This is a genomic window from Amphibacillus sediminis NBRC 103570 (genome assembly GCF_001552275.1).
GTDB classification, from domain to species: domain Bacteria; phylum Bacillota; class Bacilli; order Bacillales; family Amphibacillaceae; genus Amphibacillus_B; species Amphibacillus_B sediminis.
This window is the reverse complement of record NZ_BCQW01000009.1, coordinates 83,611-103,611: the sequence shown is the minus strand read 5'-3', so window position 1 is coordinate 103,611 and position 20,001 is coordinate 83,611. Positions and strand designations below refer to the sequence as shown.

The 20,001-nt window shown below is 39.3% G+C and carries 19 protein-coding genes; 16 read left to right on the top strand and 3 right to left on the bottom strand.

Annotated features, from left to right (window positions below; translation table 11 throughout):
- Positions 1 to 311: 311 nt before the first annotated feature.
- The 5 genes from queG to murG all read left to right on the top strand — a co-directional run bounded on the left by queG (position 312) and on the right by murG (position 5,583).
- Positions 312 to 1,445 (top strand): tRNA epoxyqueuosine(34) reductase QueG, encoded by a 1,134-nt coding sequence (gene queG, locus ASE01S_RS07890; RefSeq protein ID WP_067840737.1) that lies wholly within the window; start codon positions 312 to 314, stop codon positions 1,443 to 1,445.
- A 59-nt stretch (positions 1,446 to 1,504) separates the two neighbouring features.
- A complete protein-coding gene (locus ASE01S_RS07885; RefSeq protein WP_067840735.1) occupies positions 1,505 to 2,371 on the top strand; it encodes an amidase domain-containing protein in 867 nt (288 codons plus the stop codon).
- Positions 2,372 to 2,406: 35 nt separating this feature from the next.
- On the top strand, positions 2,407 to 2,886 hold the full coding sequence (locus tag ASE01S_RS07880; protein ID WP_067840732.1) for a tRNA (cytidine(34)-2'-O)-methyltransferase: 480 nt from the start codon (positions 2,407 to 2,409) through the stop codon (positions 2,884 to 2,886).
- A gap of 1,047 nt (positions 2,887 to 3,933) precedes the next feature.
- Positions 3,934 to 4,437 (top strand): hypothetical protein, encoded by a 504-nt coding sequence (locus tag ASE01S_RS07875; RefSeq protein WP_067840730.1) that lies wholly within the window; start codon positions 3,934 to 3,936, stop codon positions 4,435 to 4,437.
- A 75-nt stretch (positions 4,438 to 4,512) separates the two neighbouring features.
- Positions 4,513 to 5,583, top strand: coding sequence for an undecaprenyldiphospho-muramoylpentapeptide beta-N-acetylglucosaminyltransferase (murG, locus tag ASE01S_RS07870; RefSeq protein WP_067840727.1), 1,071 nt, complete (start codon positions 4,513 to 4,515; stop codon positions 5,581 to 5,583).
- Between the two features lie 130 nt (positions 5,584 to 5,713).
- Here the strand turns inward: murG and ASE01S_RS07865 are convergent, their stop codons facing one another.
- A complete protein-coding gene (locus ASE01S_RS07865; RefSeq protein WP_067840725.1) occupies positions 5,714 to 6,265 on the bottom strand; it encodes a beta-class carbonic anhydrase in 552 nt (183 codons plus the stop codon).
- Positions 6,266 to 6,386: 121 nt separating this feature from the next.
- On the opposite strand from ASE01S_RS07865, the gene ASE01S_RS07860 reads away from it, so the two are divergent.
- On the top strand, positions 6,387 to 7,211 hold the full coding sequence (locus ASE01S_RS07860) for a S1C family serine protease (protein ID WP_083512054.1): 825 nt from the start codon (positions 6,387 to 6,389) through the stop codon (positions 7,209 to 7,211).
- Positions 7,212 to 7,321: 110 nt separating this feature from the next.
- Here the strand turns inward: ASE01S_RS07860 and ASE01S_RS07855 are convergent, their stop codons facing one another.
- Positions 7,322 to 7,552 (bottom strand): YhdB family protein, encoded by a 231-nt coding sequence (locus tag ASE01S_RS07855; protein WP_067840720.1) that lies wholly within the window; start codon positions 7,550 to 7,552, stop codon positions 7,322 to 7,324.
- 164 nt (positions 7,553 to 7,716) lie between these two features.
- Here ASE01S_RS07855 and ASE01S_RS07850 point away from each other — a divergent pair, with 164 nt between their 5' ends.
- From ASE01S_RS07850 to ASE01S_RS07820, 7 genes are all read left to right on the top strand, one after another.
- A complete protein-coding gene (locus tag ASE01S_RS07850) occupies positions 7,717 to 8,370 on the top strand; it encodes a YhcN/YlaJ family sporulation lipoprotein (RefSeq protein WP_067840717.1) in 654 nt (217 codons plus the stop codon).
- Between the two features lie 173 nt (positions 8,371 to 8,543).
- Entirely contained in the window at positions 8,544 to 9,008 is a 465-nt protein-coding gene (locus tag ASE01S_RS07845; protein ID WP_067840715.1) for an S-ribosylhomocysteine lyase, read from the top strand.
- 27 nt (positions 9,009 to 9,035) lie between these two features.
- Entirely contained in the window at positions 9,036 to 10,400 is a 1,365-nt protein-coding gene (locus ASE01S_RS07840) for a dipeptidase (protein WP_067840713.1), read from the top strand.
- A gap of 345 nt (positions 10,401 to 10,745) precedes the next feature.
- On the top strand, positions 10,746 to 12,308 hold the full coding sequence (locus ASE01S_RS07835; protein ID WP_067840711.1) for a spore germination protein: 1,563 nt from the start codon (positions 10,746 to 10,748) through the stop codon (positions 12,306 to 12,308).
- Between the two features lie 4 nt (positions 12,309 to 12,312).
- Positions 12,313 to 13,521, top strand: a complete 1,209-nt coding sequence (locus ASE01S_RS07830) for a Ger(x)C family spore germination protein (RefSeq protein WP_169793096.1) — start codon at positions 12,313 to 12,315, stop codon at positions 13,519 to 13,521.
- Positions 13,522 to 13,633: 112 nt separating this feature from the next.
- Entirely contained in the window at positions 13,634 to 13,762 is a 129-nt protein-coding gene (locus tag ASE01S_RS16330) for a hypothetical protein (RefSeq protein ID WP_281176890.1), read from the top strand.
- A 13-nt stretch (positions 13,763 to 13,775) separates the two neighbouring features.
- A complete protein-coding gene (locus ASE01S_RS07820; RefSeq protein WP_067840704.1) occupies positions 13,776 to 14,855 on the top strand; it encodes a GerAB/ArcD/ProY family transporter in 1,080 nt (359 codons plus the stop codon).
- Positions 14,856 to 15,241: 386 nt separating this feature from the next.
- On the opposite strand, the gene ASE01S_RS07815 is transcribed toward ASE01S_RS07820, so the two are convergent.
- The gene (locus ASE01S_RS07815; RefSeq protein WP_067840702.1) at positions 15,242 to 16,378 is read right to left on the bottom strand and encodes an IscS subfamily cysteine desulfurase; all 1,137 of its coding nucleotides are present in this window, start codon (positions 16,376 to 16,378) and stop codon (positions 15,242 to 15,244) included.
- A gap of 182 nt (positions 16,379 to 16,560) precedes the next feature.
- Between ASE01S_RS07815 and nadB the strand changes: the two genes are divergently transcribed.
- Genes nadB through nadA form a run of 3 tightly spaced genes read left to right on the top strand, consistent with a single transcriptional unit; the run spans position 16,561 to position 20,001 of the window.
- Complete coding sequence (nadB, locus tag ASE01S_RS07810; protein WP_067840699.1) at positions 16,561 to 18,057, top strand: L-aspartate oxidase; 1,497 nt, start codon at positions 16,561 to 16,563, stop codon at positions 18,055 to 18,057.
- Positions 18,054 to 18,905, top strand: a complete 852-nt coding sequence (gene nadC / locus ASE01S_RS07805; protein WP_067840696.1) for a carboxylating nicotinate-nucleotide diphosphorylase — start codon at positions 18,054 to 18,056, stop codon at positions 18,903 to 18,905. Before nadB ends, nadC begins: the two co-directional genes overlap by 4 nt.
- Complete coding sequence (nadA, locus tag ASE01S_RS07800; RefSeq protein WP_067840694.1) at positions 18,898 to 20,001, top strand: quinolinate synthase NadA; 1,104 nt, start codon at positions 18,898 to 18,900, stop codon at positions 19,999 to 20,001. Before nadC ends, nadA begins: the two co-directional genes overlap by 8 nt.

The following is a 20,001-nucleotide window of genomic DNA, read 5'->3' as shown; positions in this document are numbered from 1 at the left end:
CACATCATTGACAGAGGATCTAACACGTTTGCTTAGATGGGTCCTTTTAGCCTGTGAATGCTTTCTTGTGTGTTACTATTCCCTACATTCTATTGGTTAAACAATTTTTGAGAAAAATAGTTATTTGGTATTAGGGTATTGCAACAGGCTTAAGATGCTGATATAATAATAAACATCGAATTTTGTCTAATTGTTTTGAGTGTTTGGAATTATTTTTGTTATTAACGCAGTATTTCGTTGAAATGACAACGAAGTGTTGCGTTTTTTATATGTGTGTGGGCAAATATTCTTATAAGGAATGAGGCGGTAGCATGGCTAACGAACAGCTTAAACAAGATATTATTGAATATGCTCATTCGATTGGAATCGATAAGATTGGCTTTACCTCTGCTAATCCGTTTGCTGAGATGAAGGCACGTCTCGAGCTACAGCAAGAGTCTGGCTATCAATCCGGATTTGAAAAAGGAACCATTGCAGAGCGAACTGAACCTAAACTACACTTAGAGGATGCTGAATCGATCATTGCTATCGCTATTGCATATCCTTCTCGCATGAAAGACAAACCAAAGAATAAAAGAGGAAAGCGTAGAGGGAATTTCTGTCGGGCCTCATGGGGGATGGACTATCACATCGTATTGAATGAGCGCCTTGAACAGTTAAGTGCTTATATTGCCGCAAGAGTTCCAGGTTTTAGATGGCGCTCAATGGTTGATACAGGTGAGCTTTCTGATCGTGCTGTTGCAGAACGAGCGGGAATCGGTTTTAGCGGAAAAAACTGTTTTATAATCACACCTGAATTTGGATCATACGTTTACCTTGGTGAAATGATCACCAATATCCCATTTCCTTCAGACCAGCCAGTTGATGATAGCTGTGGTGATTGCACGATATGTCTTGATTCATGTCCAACTGGAGCATTAGTAGCCCCAGGTCGTTTGAATGCTCAGCAATGTATTGCCTTTGTCACACAAACTAAAGGCTTTATGCCAGATGATTATCGAGAAAAAATAGGAAACCAACTCTATGGCTTTGATACCTGCCAACTTGTTTGTCCAAAAAATAAACATATTGATACGCATTTGCACCCGGAATTAGAGCCTGACCCGGATTTGGTTAAGCCAGAATTATTACCATTACTTTCTTTATCAAATCGTCAATTTAAAGAAAAGTTTGGCAGGATGGCCGGCTCTTGGCGTGGGAAAAATCCAATTCAGCGTAATGCGATCATCGCCTTAGCTCATTACAAAGAGGAAGAAGCGGTTGATGAATTAATTCGTTTAATGAATGAAGATCCCCGCCCCGTCATTCGTGGGACTGCTGCTTGGGCAATTGGTAAAATTGGTCGAGCAGATAGTTATGAAGCAATCAGAATAGCTAAATCGAAAGAGACGGATCCAGATGTGCTTATTGAAATGGAGAAGGGCCTTGCCTTTGAGCTTCAATAAATTTTAGACATGCAAACGTCAACTCCTTCATACAGTGTCTGTAAAAGGAGTGATCGGATATGAGCTTTCAGGCTATGCTTAATCGTTTGTGGCGTCAACTATTGGAAAACCGAGCTGAAAACTGGGTTAACAAAGTGAGGATGCTGCATGAAAACCGTGGTCGAACGGTAGCGCGGTTGACAGGTACTGGACAGATTTATAGTCAAAGACTTTTACCAGATCAAGAAGTTCGTATGGATTACAAGCTACGGGTAGTTTTTTTAATTAAACAGGAAGCAGACTTTTATTTAGAGGAGCAGGTTCGAGACCATCAAGTGATCTTTTCTGACAACGAAATTCACACACACCAAGAGCTTGCTCCAGCCGAACTAGACCAAGAAATACGTACGAACCCAGCAATCGAATTAACACCAGTTCCTGAGGCAATCCGGTTTGATTATGATCGGCGGGCAGCTGTTCAGTATGCTGAACGGTGGTGGAACGATGCTAATCCTGCTTACCATTTTTTTGAGGATAATGACTGTACAAATTTTGTTTCCCAGTGTTTAAGAGCAGGTGGTGCGCCAATGCGTGGCTATCCAAATCGATCGACAGGCTGGTGGTATCAAGAAAACAACTGGAGTTTTAGTTGGTCAGTTGCCCATTCACTTCGCTGGTATTTAAGCGGGTCAACAAAAGGATTACGTGGCTTTGAAGTCGATGCTCCAGAAAAGCTTCATCCAGGAGATGTCATTTGCTATGATTTTCAAGGGGATGGTCGCTTTGATCACAACACAATTGTAGTTGCAAAAGACCAAGACAATATGCCCTTGGTTAATGCCCATACCAACAATAGTCGACGACGCTATTGGGATTATCAAGATTCAATGGCTTGGACACCTAACTGTGTATATAAATTTTTTCGGATTGGAACAGATGTGCTATAATAAGCACGTGTTAATTAGAGAACGAGGTGAATAAATTGAGTATTAATGTCGTCCTATATCAACCAGAAATCCCAGCAAATACAGGTAATATTGCTCGAACTTGCTTGGCGACAAATGCAACATTACATTTAATTCATCCGCTAGGTTTTTCTACTGACGATAAAATGTTAAGACGATCAGGGTTAGATTACTGGCATGATGTAAACATTCGCTATTATGATTCAATTGAAGAACTTTATCAAACTTACCCGAATGGAAAGTTCTACTATATTGAGAACTTTGGCAAAAAATATTATACGGATTATGATTTTAGCGACCATGAGCAAGAATGGTTTTTTGTATTTGGCAGAGAGACCAATGGCATTCCAAAAGAATTGTTGGTTGGCAAAGAGGACCATTGTCTAAGAATTCATATGGCTGCAAATGATAAAGTACGCTCCCTAAATCTTTCGAATACAGCTGCGATTATTGTTTATGATGTCCTTAAGCAGCAAGGCTTTCCAGATATGCATTAATAAAGAAGTGACTGATATATTATCAGTAAGGAATGTTACAGAAGAATAAAACGAACAAAGCCTTAGGTAATCAACAGCTTCACTTCATTGTATCAAGCTACATTTACTTATTCTTTTAAGCACTTTAGCGCCATTTAGTAATGCTTTCTCGACTATATCAAATCTAGGCTGATGGGACATATAAACCCTTACTCTTCATTAGCTGAACCCGTAAAGTAATACGTACCAGGAACTTTCACGAGAAAAAATAAGAAAAATCCTTAGTGCACATGTTTGGCTCCATCTCTTTAATATTTTGCTTCGAGATAACCGCTTCTGTTTTGTCAGATTACCAAGATCAAGTTGATATTTCAGAATATAGCTTAGGATCAGGCTGCTAATCTTATTCTAATAAGATGGGAAAAGCAGGCGAATGGTTTAAAGCTTCAAAAAAACATAACAGAGCGAAGGACATGGTTAATATAAGATTTTTTAAATGGGAAATCAAAAATAGCAAAGTAGTTCAGAAAAAGATTCGAAAAGCAGGTAAACTTAGACTTACCTGCTTTTCGCTTTGCTCAATTTTGTGGATACGATCGGACAATTGATCGTTAGGCTAACTACTAACTTACAGATTTAAGAGTATATGTTGCGTTACATAGACTGTCAGACCTCGCTCAGTTTGTTTTAAGATTAAACCTATCCATTAAGAATAATAAGTATTTATCGCAGTGTAACTGGCTGGGGCTGCGATTACTCGCCCCATCGAAGGGCTTTTGTAAGCCTCCCACTCAAGAAATAAGGGAACATGTCATGTCAAAGTGGGAGATCCAACAGCCAGTAACGGCCCGATTGGTTCAACTAACGTTCGGTGGGGGAGAGAGGAAGCTGACTAAGTTCGTGACGTCGTGTCGCAACGTCTGTACGAGCACATCCTATGCGTTGATCCCCCACTGAACGAACTTTCACTTTATGTATGAATGCTTGGAAATTATGTAACAATTTTTAATAACCAGACGTCTAGTTTATAGTGGGATTTTTTGTTAAAATAAGACGGGGAGGGTCATGATGCTTGTTAAGAAGTGGATAATTGGATTTATTTTCAGTCTTTTCCTCTTGGTTGGCTGTCAGAGTGAAGAAGCAATTCCAGATGGATATTATAGCTATCAGCAATCAGAGGTTGAACAGGCTTTATCATTGGTTAACTTTGAACCAGAAGTACCTCAATTTGTGCCCATCCCTGTTGAATTTATTATTTCAGACCCATACACCATTGAAGGAACAACTAAGGAAGCGCTCGATATTAGTTTTTATTCAAGAGATAATGATCTATTAACTTACCAAGTTGTTGAAGGTTCTGATCAATGGCCATTTGAGGGAGAAGAGATTAAACTGGAACAGAATGTGACTGCGCATTATTTAGATAATGATTTTGCCAAGACTTTAGTTTGGCAAAAAGAGGGGCTATCTTATAAACTTGAATTTCGCTCAAGCGTAATCGGCAAGGATGATCCAGCTAAGTTCATTACAAAGGATGACCTAGTTCGAGTTGCACAGTCTTTTCAATCATAGTCTCTACTTCTTTCAATTAATATGCTAAAATTGGGATGGAATAACTAAGAAGAATTTGAAAGAGGTATGACATAAATGAAGAAAAAACAAATTGTTTTAACTGGTGGTGGAACAGCTGGGCACGTTATGGTAAATTTAGCGATCATTCCAATCCTTCAACAGGATGGCTGGAAAATTGATTATATTGGATCAAAAAATGGAATTGAACGAGAATTAATTGAGCAGGTTGAAGGGGTGAACTACCACCCCATTTCAACAGGGAAATTACGCCGGTATATGTCAATTGAAAACTTTAAAGACCCTTTTAAGGTCTTAAATGGGATTAGACAAACCTTAGGTATTTTACGACGAACTAAGCCACAAGTGATATTTTCTAAAGGTGGCTTTGTTTCTGTGCCGGTATTAATAGCTGCTCGTTTTAAACGGGTGCCTGCTGTCATTCATGAATCAGACATTACACCAGGGTTAGCGAATAAGCTAGCGATGCCATTTGCCAAAAAAATATTGGCGACTTTTCCGGAGACATTGAAGTATCTACCTGAAGATAAGGCTAGCTGGATTGGTGCTGTTGTTCGATCTGAGCTTTTTAAAGGTGATTATAAACGTGGACTGAGGTTTGCAAATTTAACCGAGGGTAAACCTGTTATCATGATTATGGGTGGGAGCGCTGGAGCTCAGCGTATAAATGAAGCAGTTCGGGCACAGCTCGATCAGTTGCTTGAAACTCACCATATCATTCATATTTGCGGCAAAGATAACGTTGATCATTCCATTAATCGGTTTGGTTATCAGCAATTTGAGTATGTCAATCAGGAATTACCTGACTTATTAGCTGCTACGGATATTGTGATTTCGAGAGCAGGAGCAAATGCTATTTTTGAATTTTTAGCTTTACAAAAGCCAATGCTCTTGATTCCATTATCGCGTCAAGCAAGTCGAGGAGACCAAATTCTAAATGCTGAAGCCTTTAAAAAGCAGGGATATGCACAAGTGTTATTTGAAGAGGATTTAAATGAAACTAGCTTTCTCCAAGCTGTCAAACAATTAGTCGATTCAGAAACTGAGATAAAACAAAAAATGGTTGAATATCAACGTCAGGATGCTACGGAGCGTGTGATTGAAACGATATACCAGCTGGCAAAATAAGGCGAGCATTGCTATGATTACATGCTCCAAGGGAGTATAAAAAAACAAATGTGGTGGAGTAAATGTTACTCCGCCACATTTCAAAAAATACGATACTTTAAATTACAATAAACCTTATGTTTTCTTATTCTTATGATTGATACCCATTTACGACAAGATCAAGCTTGCCTGTTGAGGGATCAATCACAAGACCATGAACAGGTACATCATCAGGTAAAAGCGGGTGGTTTTCAATGAGTTCAACAGAACTTTTAACAGAGTCTTCAATTTTATCAAAGCCTTTAAACCATTCCCTAACGTCCAGATCGAGGTTGTTAATCGCATCCGCACTGATCCCGTTAATTTTCATTCGCTCAAGCAAATCATTAGTATCGAGGTTGCTCATACCACAATGATGGTGACCTACCACATATACCTCATCTGCCTGAAGGGCGTGTACAGCAACAAGAATACTGCGCATCACACTACCATACGGATTTTTTATAATAGCTCCAGCTGTTTTTAATATTTTTACATCACCGTTTTTAAAGTTCATTGCCTTAGGTAAAAGTTCTGTTAATCTTGTATCCATACAAGTTAAAATAACGGCATGTTTGTTTGGTACACTATCGGTTTCGTAAAGCTTGTACTCTTTATCCTCAACAAAACGATAGTTGTGTTCTAAAATATTATCTAATAGCATTTTAATTCCTCCCATCCCTATCTAATATGATAGTCGATCATTAATAAGTTGATCAAGTATTTAGTTTTCAAAAATAATTGTCGTTATTTCCCGGGAAATGTTACCACAAGGTGGTGTGTCTATGCAACCTACTGATTCTGATTCTAAAGAAGATAGGATTGATCAAGATCTTTATGAGGATATTGAGCCTGAGCAAATGGAAGAATTACTAGTATCCGAAGATCAGGCAAAACTTGAGATGGAAGTAAACGGAGTTGAGACAAAGAAAAAGGTCAGCTTTCCTCGTTGGTTTTTCTGGCTTATTGTATTTACCCTTTTGCTTAATGTTATGGCTTTATTTCCGCTAACGTTCTCAATACCTGCCATTGATTTTTTAATTACTTCAGTTCGTTTAAGCAGCAATCAAGAGGTGCAAATATATAAGGATGCTGTTGTCGTTATTGAAACAGATGATCGTAAAGGTACAGGCTTTAGTATAAGTGAGGATGGTTTAATTGTCACAAATCACCACATCGTTGAAGATGAAGAAGAGGTGACCGTCGCTTTTCCTGATCAAGGCTTGTATGTAGGTGAAGTCATTTTCAATGATCCTTCAGTCGACTTAGCTTTGTTGAAGGTCAATGGAGCTCAGTTACCGTATTTGGAGCTAGCTAACGATGTTAACTATCAGGGAGAAGAAGCGATTATGTTTATTGGTAATCCGCTTCGTTTCAATGGAATAGTAAATGAAGGGACCTGGAACGGTTTTATCGAGAGTACGCAGCTCGATACCGACATTATGTTATTGCAAGCCCCGGTCTATCGTGGAAATAGCGGGAGTCCAGTTATTAATCAGGATGGTAAAGTGATTGGTGTGATCTATGCAACGAGAAATGATCCAGAGATGGGCAAGGTAGGATTAGCTATTCCGGTTTATCAAATTGATCGTTTTATTGAAAAGCAATAGCCTTTTCTATACTACAATACTTGATCAGTAGTATAATGACTAGCTGTAATATCTATGTATGGTGAAAATTGCATTAACCTAAAGAAGGAGCCTCTAGGGGCTCCTTTGCTTTAGGTCACTACAGCAGACTGGCTCTGCATCGCATGATCTAAATATTGTAGCAAATCATCATGCAATCGTATGATCTTAGCAGTATTCTTTTCAAATCGAAAAGCATGGAGGAAATCTTCGATCTTTTTGGATAAAAAGTCATCTTTTGTACGGACCATGATGACTAATAAATCGTCCCACTGCTGCCACATTGTATAGTATAGTGCCTTATCATAATCCGCAATGCCCATATCATTCGCTCCTTTTACAGAACAAGTCGGGACACTATTATTTTGGCCTAAATAAATGAAAAAAAGCATGGTGAAGTTTGGTAACAAAGGTTGTCATTTCTTTGTATGTTTTTTTTATTTGCGAACATATTAAAAACGACTTTAAATCAAAAGGAGGCGTAAAAATGCGTGTAAAGGATATAGTAGTAACTGGGCTTGTCCTTTCTACTTTGGTAGCCTGTGGTACCAATAATGATCAATCGCTAAATGATCGTAATTGGGATAATAATGTTGAGCCCGTTCGAAATCGTCCAAATCAAATGGAGCAGTACGACACGTACAATGGAACCAATCAATATCCAGGAGCACCTGGACAAGTACTAGATCGAAATCAACAAGATCCTGCTTATCAAAATGGAACGATGAATAATAGTGACACTCTTAATGGGACAAATAATGGTGCTAATGGGGGCAATCAAGGGCAAAATCAATATCAGGTCGCTGATCGTATTGCAGAGCAAGTCAATCAAAATGTTGATGAGATCGATCAAGCCTATGTGTTAACTATGGGTGATACGGCTTATGTGGCTTGTGAGATTGACAACAATGAGCAAACAGCTAATCAAGATGACCTCGCCGATGATATTGAACAAAAAGTTACAGAAGCAGTTCAGGACGCTGACCAAGACATTGAAAATGTATTTGTCTCTTCTAATCCTGATTTTGTCAACTTAACTTCTAACTATATGAGAGATGTTGATCGAGGGCGACCAGTCGAAGGCTTTTTTGATCAGTTTGGTGAAATGATTGATCGTATTTTCCCAGGGATGAACCGCTAGGTGAAAAGCAGTGAGCAGATGTTCACTGCTTTTTTCTATGTTAAGTTCCTTTAGACTATTTACGTTTAAGAGCGAAAATTAAATTCGAATAAACCTAATAAGAATTAAAATTGGAATGCCTTGTTGTTTGTGATATCTTAATATATAGAATAAAGTAAGGGAGAGAAGTGGTCATGAATAAAATGAACGTGGAAAGTTTTAATTTAGATCACACTAAGGTTGTCGCACCGTACATCCGCTTAGTAGGTGTCACAACAGGAGCAAAAGGTGATCAAGTATATAAATACGATATTCGCTTTTGCCAGCCTAATCAAGACCATATGGAGATGCCAGGCTTACATTCACTTGAGCATTTAATGGCTGAAAACATTCGAAACCATTTAGATCATGTTCTTGATATTGGACCAATGGGTTGTCAGACGGGCTTTTATTTAAGTCTGCTTAACAATGATTCATTTGAGGCAGTTAGTGATGCACTGGAAAAAACATTGAATGATGTGTTAAATGCGACAGAAGTACCAGCCTGTAATGAAGTACAATGTGGTTGGGCTGCAAACCACAGTTTATCTGGAGCACAAAAGATTGCTAAGCAAATGCTGGCTAAAAAATCAAGCTGGCCAAATGTATTTTCAGAATAATTTTGTATAGAGAGAAGGATGTTTGAAATGACAGAATCTGTTATTCAATACTTGAAAGACAACCGTGACCAACATTTAGAAGCACTTTGCAATTTTTTACGTATTCCTAGTGTCAGTACGGACCCATTGCATCGCACTGATATTAGAAAGGCAGCTCAATTTGTCTCAGATTATTTGACCGAGATCGGTTTTGATAAGGTCGAAATTCAAGATACACCAGGTCATCCGCTTGTCTATGCTGAATGGTTGAATGCTGGGCCCGACGCTCCAACTGTATTAGTATATGGTCATTATGATGTCCAGCCGGCTGATCCACTTGAATTGTGGGAAACTGAACCATTTGAACCAACACTTAGAAATAACCGCTTGTATGCACGTGGATCAAGTGATGATAAGGGACAAGTGTTTATGCATTTAGCTGTATTTAAGGCGTTTATGAAAACAGATGGTCAGTTACCGATCAATGTAAAGGTTTGTATTGAAGGTGAAGAAGAAATCGGAAGTGAACACCTTCATCAACAATTAGCTAATAAAAAGGAACAGTTTAAAGCTGATTTTGCTGTTATTTCAGATTCAGGAATGGTTGCCAATGATCAGCCAACGATTCTTTATGGATTAAAGGGGTTTACTGGAGTTGAATTTACTGTCAATGGACCAGATAACGACCTGCACTCTGGGCTATATGGTGGTGCTGTTCGTAATCCATTAATGGCATTAGCTCATATTCTCGCTTCAATGAAGGATCAAAATGAAGTGATCCAAATTCAACATTTTTATGATGATGTTGAACCTTTAACAGAACAAGAACGGACATTAATGGCCCAGGTACCAATAGAGGATTACTCAGTTACAACTGGAGTGACGTCCACGGTTTCTGAGCAGAGCTATACAGCAGCAGAACACACAATGGGACGACCGACTCTTGAAGTGAATGGGATGTTTGGAGGCTATCAAGGAGAAGGCACTAAAACCATTATTCCAGCATCCGCCACAGCAAAAATTACCTGTCGCTTAGTTCCAGGTCAAGATCCAAATAAGATTCAAGACTACTTAGTTGATCATATCAAACAACATTTACCTAGTGGTGTGACAGTATCAATTAAACGTGAACCTATATCAGCAAAAGCTTATAAGGTCGATCCAGATCATCCACTTATTAAGCAAGCGGCAGATAGCTACAGTAAAGCTTTTGGTCGCGATGTTGTTTATGTCCGCATGGGTGGCTCTATTCCAGTAGTTGAGTCGATCGACCATATTTTCAATATTCCTGTTGTATTACTAGGATTTGGTACCCCGGATGATCGTTTGCATTCCCCTAATGAGAGCTTCCCACTTTCAAGCTTTGATCAAGGTATGGTAACATTAGTAGACTTTTATGCTTCGCTTGGCTAGTATCTTTTAATGGGTCAGAAATCTAATTAAGATTTCTGACCCTTAGTGTTTCTAAGCGGTTAATCAATAGATAAAGCAAGCGTAGCGGGCAGGTTTTACCGGTTTTCAACTCCTTTCTAATCTCCCCCTATTATTTCACCTGTGAAAAACTCACTCCCAATTTATTTTAAAATGTTTAGGTAGACCGTCAATTTACGGCTAATCAACTTTTTTAAACTGTGAAGGTCAAGTTAATTATATGTAAATTTCGAAACAATCCCCTCTCTGTATAACTTCTAATTGTACATACATAATTCTAAATGACTTGCTTATACTAAGGCAAAACAAGTTTTGGGAGCCATTTATATGCAATTTCGATCAAAAAAGAAGCAAAAAGCCATTGTTGAAAATATATCAAAGGATCATAACGTACCACTATCAACTGATTTAACCGAGAACAGTAGGATAATCTCTAATATGCTAGGCGAAAGCGTTGATTTTGTTTCCCGTTCTTTTATGATTGGTGTGCAAAAGCCGGTTAAAGCACAGTTGTTTTATATTGATGGAATCGTCGATTCAGTGATTATTCACCACGATCTATTAAAGGGGTTAATGATTGAGAGCAGAGAAGCAGAACAAAGTAATCAAATCGATCGGCTCGAATTGTTAGAAAAACATCTTCTGGCTATTGGGATGGTTAATCATGTCGAAACGATTACTGATTTGTTTAAGCATTTATTGTCAGGTGATTCAATTTTACTGATTGATGGTTATGCTAAAGGTTTTTCTCTTGATACCCGTGGGGGTGAAAACCGAGGGATTGCTAGTGTTACAACTCAAGAAGTCGTTCGTGGTCCAAAGGAAGCTTTTTCAGAACGGATTAATTTAAATATTGCACTAATTAGACGTAAAATAAAAGATCCAAATCTGTGGATGAAAAATTACAAAATAGGAAACAAAACACAAACAGATGTTACGGTTGCCTATTTAAATGGTGTAGCAAATGATGATATTGTTCAAGAATTGGACAAACGCTTAAAAGACATTGACATTGATAGTATTTTAGAAGGAGCTTATATTGAAGAATTAGTCCAAGATGGGGTGTACACTCCTTTTCCAACGGTATACAATACGGAAAGACCTGATACAATTGCAGCAGGTATTCTTGAAGGCAAAATTGCTATATTTGTCGATGGAACCCCCTTTGTCCTCCTTATCCCAGCATTGTTTATTGATTTTCTTCAATCTAGTGAGGATTACTATCAACGTGCAGACATTGCTACTTTTATCCGTGTTTTAAGAACGATTTCATTTTTTTTAGCCTTATTGACACCATCTCTTTATATTGCATTGACTATTTTCCATCAAGAGATGGTCCCAACGACATTATTAATTAGCTTAGCAGCACAACGAGAAGGTATACCATTTCCGGCATTTATTGAAGCGGTATTAATGGAATTTACGTTTGAGCTACTAAGGGAAGCTGGGATTCGTCTTCCTTCAACGGTTGGTTCAGCCATATCAATTGTTGGCGCCCTAGTGCTTGGACAGGCAGCGGTAGATGCCGGGATTGTGTCAGCGATGATGGTGATTATTGTATCTTTTACTGCCATTAGTAGCTTTGTCTTTCCAAGCTACAATTTAGCCATTACTGTACGCATGCTACGATTCGGTTACATGCTCCTAGCTGCAACTTTAGGATTGTATGGGATATTTACAGGTTTAATTATTATGGTGCTTCATATGGTTAGTTTACGCTCCTTCGGTGTCCCTTATTTAACACCTTTAGGGCCATTTTCTCTAAGCGGACAAAAGGATGTATTTGTTCGTGCCCCTTTCTGGCTACAACGAACAAGGCAGCCTTTGCAGAGTCAGAAAAATATTGTCCGTAATCAAACCGATTCACCTCAGCCTCCGAAAGGAAGGTAGTATGATGAAAGGGTTCATTATTTCTTTATCACTATCACTTATACTTTTATCCGGATGCTGGAGTGGCAGAGAGTTAGCTGATATTTTGATTGGCGTGGCATTAGGTATTGATTTAGTTGATGATCAATACCAAGTGACTCTTCAAGTATTAGACCCAGCAGAAGTCGCTGCTAACGAAGGAACTTCAACCAGAAGCACAATAACCAATTATACGGTGACCGCTGATACGCTTTTTGAAGCAATTCGGCAATTGACGGTTACTACGCCGAGAAAAGTTTTTCTTAGCCATCTACGACTCTTAGTTTATGGTGAAGAGCTGGCAAGAGAAGGAATTGGGGATACCTTAGACTTTCTGTTACGTGATCATGAAATTCGATCAGACTTCGTAATTACAGTCGCCAAAGGTCTGTCAGCAAAGGATGTTCTGGGGATCATGTCACCACTTGAAAAAACCTTAGCTGAGAAAGTTTATACCAGTATCGAATCGTCCGAAAGAAACTGGGCATCGACCCAAAGGGTAGAATTAGATGAATTAATGGATAGTATCTTATCCAACGGTAAAGAAGCCGTATTAACAGGTGTTTCAGTCCGAGGTGACATTGAAAAAGGAAAGGAGCAAAGCAGTGTTGAACGTACGAGCCCGTTAGCGTTGGTGTACGTGGACAGCTTAGGGGTACTTAAGCATGATCAATTAATTGGCTGGTTAACAAGAGAAGAGAGTCAAGGCCTTAATTTCGTTGTAGATAATGTGCAGAATACAGTTGAGCACATTGATTGGCCTGAGGGTGGTACCATTACGCTTGAACTGATCAGGAATCAAACCAAGATGGATGTAAGTGCGAAGGATGATCAAGTTAAGGTGAAGCTAAGTGTTTCTACTATAGCCAATATTGGTGATGTAGCAGCTAATGTATCAATTAGAGATTTAGAGACGTTGTCAGAGATTGAGAAACATTTAGGGGATAAGCTAAAGGATTTAATGCAATCAACCATTGATGTCGCGCAAAAAGAACAAATCGATATATTTGGCTTTGGTGATCAGTTAAGAAGACAGGATCCAAAAGCTTGGACTGCTCTTGAGAAAAATTGGCCAGAAGCATTTGCCAATGCGGAGATTAGTTACGACATGTTAATTGAGATTAGACAGTCTGGAATGGTTACAGACCCGTTTGATCGAGAATTTCAAAAGAAACTTGATGAAAAGAAGAATTGAGGTGGGTTTTCTGAAAGTTCTTTTAATACTAGGATTGCTTAGTTTGCTGTTTGTTTATGATGTAAAGCGCTATCGAGGGCAAGAACGTAAGTTTTTCATAGGTGGAGTAATATTGGGAGCAATTTATGTTACGCTTGCACTAAACGAGGAGCTTGATTTGAATTTTGTCGACTTGATTCAGCAAGTGTTGAAACCAATTGTTGACCCATTAGAATCTTGGTTGATAAAGTATCAATTATAAGGGGAGTACGTTGATGAAAGAAGTGATTAGTGCAAAACAGTTTGCTATTCTTGTTTTTATGAATACATTAGGCACAGCCGTTGTGTTTATCCCAACGATTGCTACAAGATACGGTGGTGAAAATGGCTGGGTTACTTTAATTTTAAGCTCAATTGCTGGCTTAGCAACCATATTTATCTACATTAAAATACTAGATAATAATAACCAATTAAATTTTTTCCAAATAATAGAAGGTTTAGTTGGACAATTAATAGCGAAGGTCATTTTTGTGCTAATGTTTCTGTTCACTTATATCTCTGCAATTGGTAACGTGTGGGCCTTATCTCAATTTATTAGTCTACAAATATTAATGGAGACCCCAGCTGAGATTATTGCGTTAATCACTCTTTTATCAAGTTTAATTGCGGTAAGGTATGGAATCGAAAGCATTAGTAGAGCGTGTGAGATATTTTTTCCATTTACTATCGTTAGTCTAGTGTTACTAACCTTATTTGTATTGCCAGAAGCACGTATGGAAAATATTCAACCAATCATGCAATTTCAACAGGCCGGTACCTTTGTTGGCGTTATCCCAGTCCTAGCAATCACCTTTTTAGAATTGTTTTATATGCTAGTTATTTGCACGTCAGTAAATAACCGTAAAGCAGCTAAAAAAGCATTTTTTATTGGTGGATTATTAGCAGGCTTTAGTATGACTATTGTAACCTTAGCATGTATAGCTGTATTAGGAGTTGGGGGAACATTACGCCATACCTATCCCATCTATGTCCTTGGACAGAATATTCGATTTGCAAACTTCTTTGAACGCATAGAGGTTCTTGTCGCCTTTATTTGGTTTTTCACGATCTTTTTTAAAGTATGTACGTCGATTTATTTTCTTAATCGGACTGGACAACACTTGTTTAATTTTAAGAGCTATAAGGTCATCACAATTCCATTAACTATTTTTGCGTTTGCGTCGGCTATTACAAATTTTCTAAGTGTATTAAGCGATTTAAAGTTAATTAATTCTACATATGTGGTATTCGCTTTGTTTATTGGTTTAATTATTCCATTCATATTAGCTGTAGTACGTGTATTTAAAAAAACATAGCATCAATCTATAAATAGAGGTATGTTCACTAACTGTCGTACACATTAGGGTGATACCGAGCTAAAATGATTTATCGCATTCTGCGATTACTCGCTCCATCGAAGGGCTTTTGTAAGACTGCCACATCAAGAAAATGGGAGATCCAACAGTCAATAACAGCCCGACTGGTTCATCTAACGTTCAGGGGGAGGACAAAGTTCGCTACGTCCTGTCGCAACGGCTGTACGAGCACATCCTATACGTCGAAACCCCCACTGAACGAAGTTTCACTTTATCGTCAATAGTTTTGAGTAAAAAACTAGTTATACTTTTCACTACCCTCTTTCTTGAGCTGATCCGATTATGCTGATTATTTCAATTAGTTGTCAGCCTTTGATCAAGTTAACTTATTGGTAGTCATTAGCAATTTCTATTATTTTTTCTGCCGTATAAATTAAATCGGATTCACGGGTCATCCTCCCAAAAGATATTCGAAAAAATCGAAGTCGTTCTTGCTCAGTTGCATAAATGGCACGCATGACTGGGGAAGCGTCTTGCTTTTGAGACTGACAGGCGCTCCCGGTGGAAATGCAAATATGATATCGATCTAGTGAAAGTAACATATATTGACCCTGAACGCCATGAATAGCTAAACCGATAATCGATGGCAGTTGCTGTTGTTTATTTGTTGCTCCCTCGATAACGAGTCGCTCACCGAGTGGTGCTAGCTTATTTAAAAATAAGTCGCGAAGTTGCCAGCTATGTTGGAGGTTTTCCGTGATGCTTTGCTGGGAATCGATCGCTGCTTGGGTAAATGCTACAATTCCTGGCGTATTTAATGTGCCTGGACGAAAGCCCGATTGATGTGTGGTTAAAGGTACAGTGGATACCCAGTTGCAGTCTTTTGAGAAAAAAACAGCCCCCATTCCCTTAGGACCATGAATTTTATGACTAGCCACGGAAATAGCATCAGTATGAAAGGAGTAAAGATCTAGTGGTATTTTTCCAAATGATTGGACACAATCACTGTGAAATGGAATTCCGTGCATTCGGAACCATTTGCCCAATAATGCAATCGGTTGGATAACACCAATTTCCGAATTGACGTGCTGAATAGAAGCAAGGCAAGTATCCGAACGGGTAAGTCGTTTTACATCCTCTACTTCGATGAGACCTTGAGCGTTAACGGGTACATAGCTGACATCAACCCCATCTTCCTTAAGCTCTTGAAAAAATGCGTGTACGGATGGGTGTTCAATTTCTGATGTTATAACATGATTGCCTTTATGTTTATGTGCCTTGTACAAACTTCTTAAGGCCAGTTGATTTGCTTCTGTTCCCCCACTTGTGAAAAAAACATGCTCCTGCCGTACACCTACTAAAGAAGCAAGTTGCTCTTTACATGTCTGAATAAGCTGATTTGCATGGCTTCCTGCCTCATGGAGACTGCTTGAATTGGCAAAATAGTCCTCATTTGTTTTAATCCAGACATTGATAGCCGATTTTGATATCGGAGTTGTTGCAGCATAATCTAAATATATCATGATTGCCTCACTTTCTTATCAACATTCTCCCAATCCTTATTGCTGGGCTAAAAAGCCTTTTCGTAACAGAAGACGGAGTTTTCTGTCGGAAACCGATAAAGATCTTGTCATTAGTTTAATTTTATGTAAAGATAGATGTCAAGACATATGTAAAGTTTATTTCTGAAAATGTGGGTGAGGGCATGAAAAAGACTGATGTATTGATTGTGGGAGGCGGTCTGGCCGGAGTGATAACGGCTCTTAAGCTAGTAGATTGCATGCAGGTTACCGTGGTCATGCAAGGAGACGGAAATGAGGGGAACTCTTGGAAAGCACAAGGTGGTATCGCCGCGGCTCTTGCTAAGACTGACTGTGCTGACCTGCATGCAGCTGATACATTGCAGGCGGGTTATTATAAAAATGATTCTTCTTCTGTCCATGTTTTAACACAGGAGGGTAAGAACAGGGTAAGTCACTGGATCAATCAGGGACTTTCATTTGATCGAACACAAGATGGAGGATTCGACTTTGCTCGAGAAGGAGCTCATAGTATGAGGCGTATCCTTCATGCAGGTGGAGACCAGACCGGAAAAAGATTGATGACCTTTTTTACAGAAAAATTAAACGGACGTGTTGAGTATTTAACTGGTTTTGCAGCAACGGAATTAATGATAAAGGATGGACAATGTGCTGGGGCTAGATTTATTAATAAAGATGGATTAGAACTAGCGATCTCTGCTAATTTTACGATTTTAGCAACAGGCGGAATTGGCGGGCTGTTTAGTGAGACATCCAATGACACAAGTTTAATAGGTTCCGGCCTAGTTATCGCTTGGCAGGCCGGAGCTGACTTAAAAGATTTAGAGTACATTCAATTCCACCCTACGCTCATCACTTCACAAAATCGAACTGTCGGTCTTGCCTCTGAAGCTTTGCGAGGGGAGGGAGCTGTTCTACGAAGCGAGGATGGAAGAGCCATTATGGATGGGATTCACCCGATGAAAGATTTAGCCCCTCGCGATGTGGTAGCAAGAACTTTGGATAACTATATTCAAAATGGAAAAAGGGTTTTTCTCGATATTTCATCAATAAATCAGTTTAATGAGCGCTTTCCTCAAATTGCCCAACTATGTAGTCATGCCGGAATTAACTGGCAAGAAGGTTATCTTCCAGTCAAACCCGGTGCCCACTTCCATATGGGCGGAATTAAAACAGATCTTTGGGGCCGAACAACGGTAAAAAGACTATATGCTGTAGGGGAAGTGGCGTGTACAGGAGTTCATGGTGCGAACCGACTTGCCAGTAACTCATTGCTCGAAGCAATTGTGTTTGGTGAAAGAACAGGTGAAGGAATTCTAGAGGGAAGTGACTGGGGAGAGATTCAGTGTAATAAACCGCGGACATGGCAGACGAGACTCAAATCAAGCCATCAGCTTCCAAAAATAGCGGAGATTCGTCAACGTGTTTCCAGATCTTTAGGTGTTTTACGTCGTGAATCAATGCTTAAAGAATTTATTTTATGGACGGAAACATATTTGGATCACACCGATCAGATAACGGATAATCAGAAAGCATTCACCGATATAAAAAAAGTTCAGATGCTGATAGCAGCTAACTTAATTGCAAAAGCAGCTGTTAATAATAAAGATTCATGCGGCTTTCATACGATAGAAACCATTGAAGGAGAGGTTAGGCTATGAATAGAATCTGGCTGAGACAACAATTAATCGGTTTTTTAAATGAGGACATTGGATTTGGTGATCAAACATCTCAAGCCATTTTTGGCGATGAAATCGGGGTAGCTGTTATATCTGCCAAAAGTCAGGGCATTTTTTGTGGAACAGACGTGATTATAGAAGCGTATCGACTGGTTTCTGATCAAATAAAGGTAAAGATGTATAAAAAGGATGGAGAGGCCTTCGTTACAGGCGAAGAGTTGGCACGTATTAATGGACCAATTATCGAACTACTCAGTACTGAGCGGGTGGTATTGAATTTAATACAGCGTCTCTCAGGAATAGCTTCACTTACTCATGAAGCTGTCCAACTGGTTGCTGGTACTGGTGTAAAAATATCTGATACCAGAAAAACAACGCCAGGTCTCAGAATGCTGGAGAAATACGCTGTTGTGTGTGGCGGTGGGATAAATCATCGCTTTGGTTTAGACCATGCTGTACTCATTAAAGATAATCATATTGCCCAAACTGGATCAGTCTCAGCAACCCTACAGCAAGTAAAACGTGCGATTGGTCATCTGGTCAAGATAGAAGTGGAAGTGGAAAATGAAGAACAGTTGAAGGAAGCTATCGAAGAAAAGCCTGATCTGATTATGCTCGACAATTGCAGCCCTAAACAAGCAGCTGATTGGTGCAAGCTCATTCCAGAGTCTATTACCGTTGAATTATCAGGCCGAATGACGAAAGAGCAATTAAAAGATTATGCCAAAACAGGGGTTGATGTGATATCGATGGGAGCTTTAACCCATTCAGTAAAAGCAAAGGATATTAGTATGAATATATTAGTTAAGGAAGGTGGCGGGCATGCTTAGTCCAAATTTATTCAAAGAAGTGCAGTCACAGTTACCTGATTCGTACAAAGAAGCGGATGATCAGGAGCTTAGTGAACGAGCATGGGAGCGAAAAAGGCAACTCGGTAAGGATTTGTTTATCCCAGGTCATCATTATCAGAAGGACAATGTGATCCAGTTTGCTGATGAAATTGGTGATTCGCTTCAGTTGGCACAAGGATCAGCCACCAATCGTCAAGCATCATTTGTCGTCTTTTGCGGGGTTCATTTTATGGCTGAAACAGCCGACATTCTAACTGGTGACGACCAGCAAGTGATTTTGCCAGATTTAAGAGCAGGCTGCTCCATGGCAGATATGGCAAATCAAAACCAAATCGAACGTGCATGGGAAAAACTGATCGATATGTTTGGGGAGACAATTATTCCAATAACATATGTTAACTCATCTGCAGAAATTAAAGCATTTGTGGGCAGGTATGGAGGTGCTACAGTTACTTCATCTAATGCGGAAAAAATATTGACATGGGCTTTCAAACAAAAGAAACGGATCCTCTTTTTGCCAGATCAGCATTTAGGCCGAAACACAGCTTATCGTTTAGGTATTCCACTTGAACATATGCGGGTATGGGACCCGATTTATGAAGAGCTTGAAGGGGATCAGCCATTAGATCAAGTCCAAATGATTTTGTGGCAGGGACATTGCTCAGTACATGCCAATTTCAGAATCGAGCATATCCAGTCATATCGGGCAAGTGAGCCTGATCGGAATATTATCGTCCATCCCGAATGCTCATGGGAGGTGACTCAGGCAGCAGATCTAGCTGGATCGACACGTTTTATTATTGAACAGGTTAAAGCCGCACCGCCAGGGTCAAAATGGGCAATCGGTACCGAGATGAATCTTGTCAAACGGTTAAAAAAGCAGTACCCAGAGCAATCGATCGACTCACTCAATCCAGAGATGTGCCCTTGTCTGACTATGAATAGAATCGATTTGCCTCATTTTGTTTGGGTACTAGATGAACTTTATGCAGGTAGATGTCCAAACCAAATAACGGTGGACAAAAAAGTTGCAGATGAAGCCTTGCTAGCCATTGAGAGAATGCTGATGTTATAG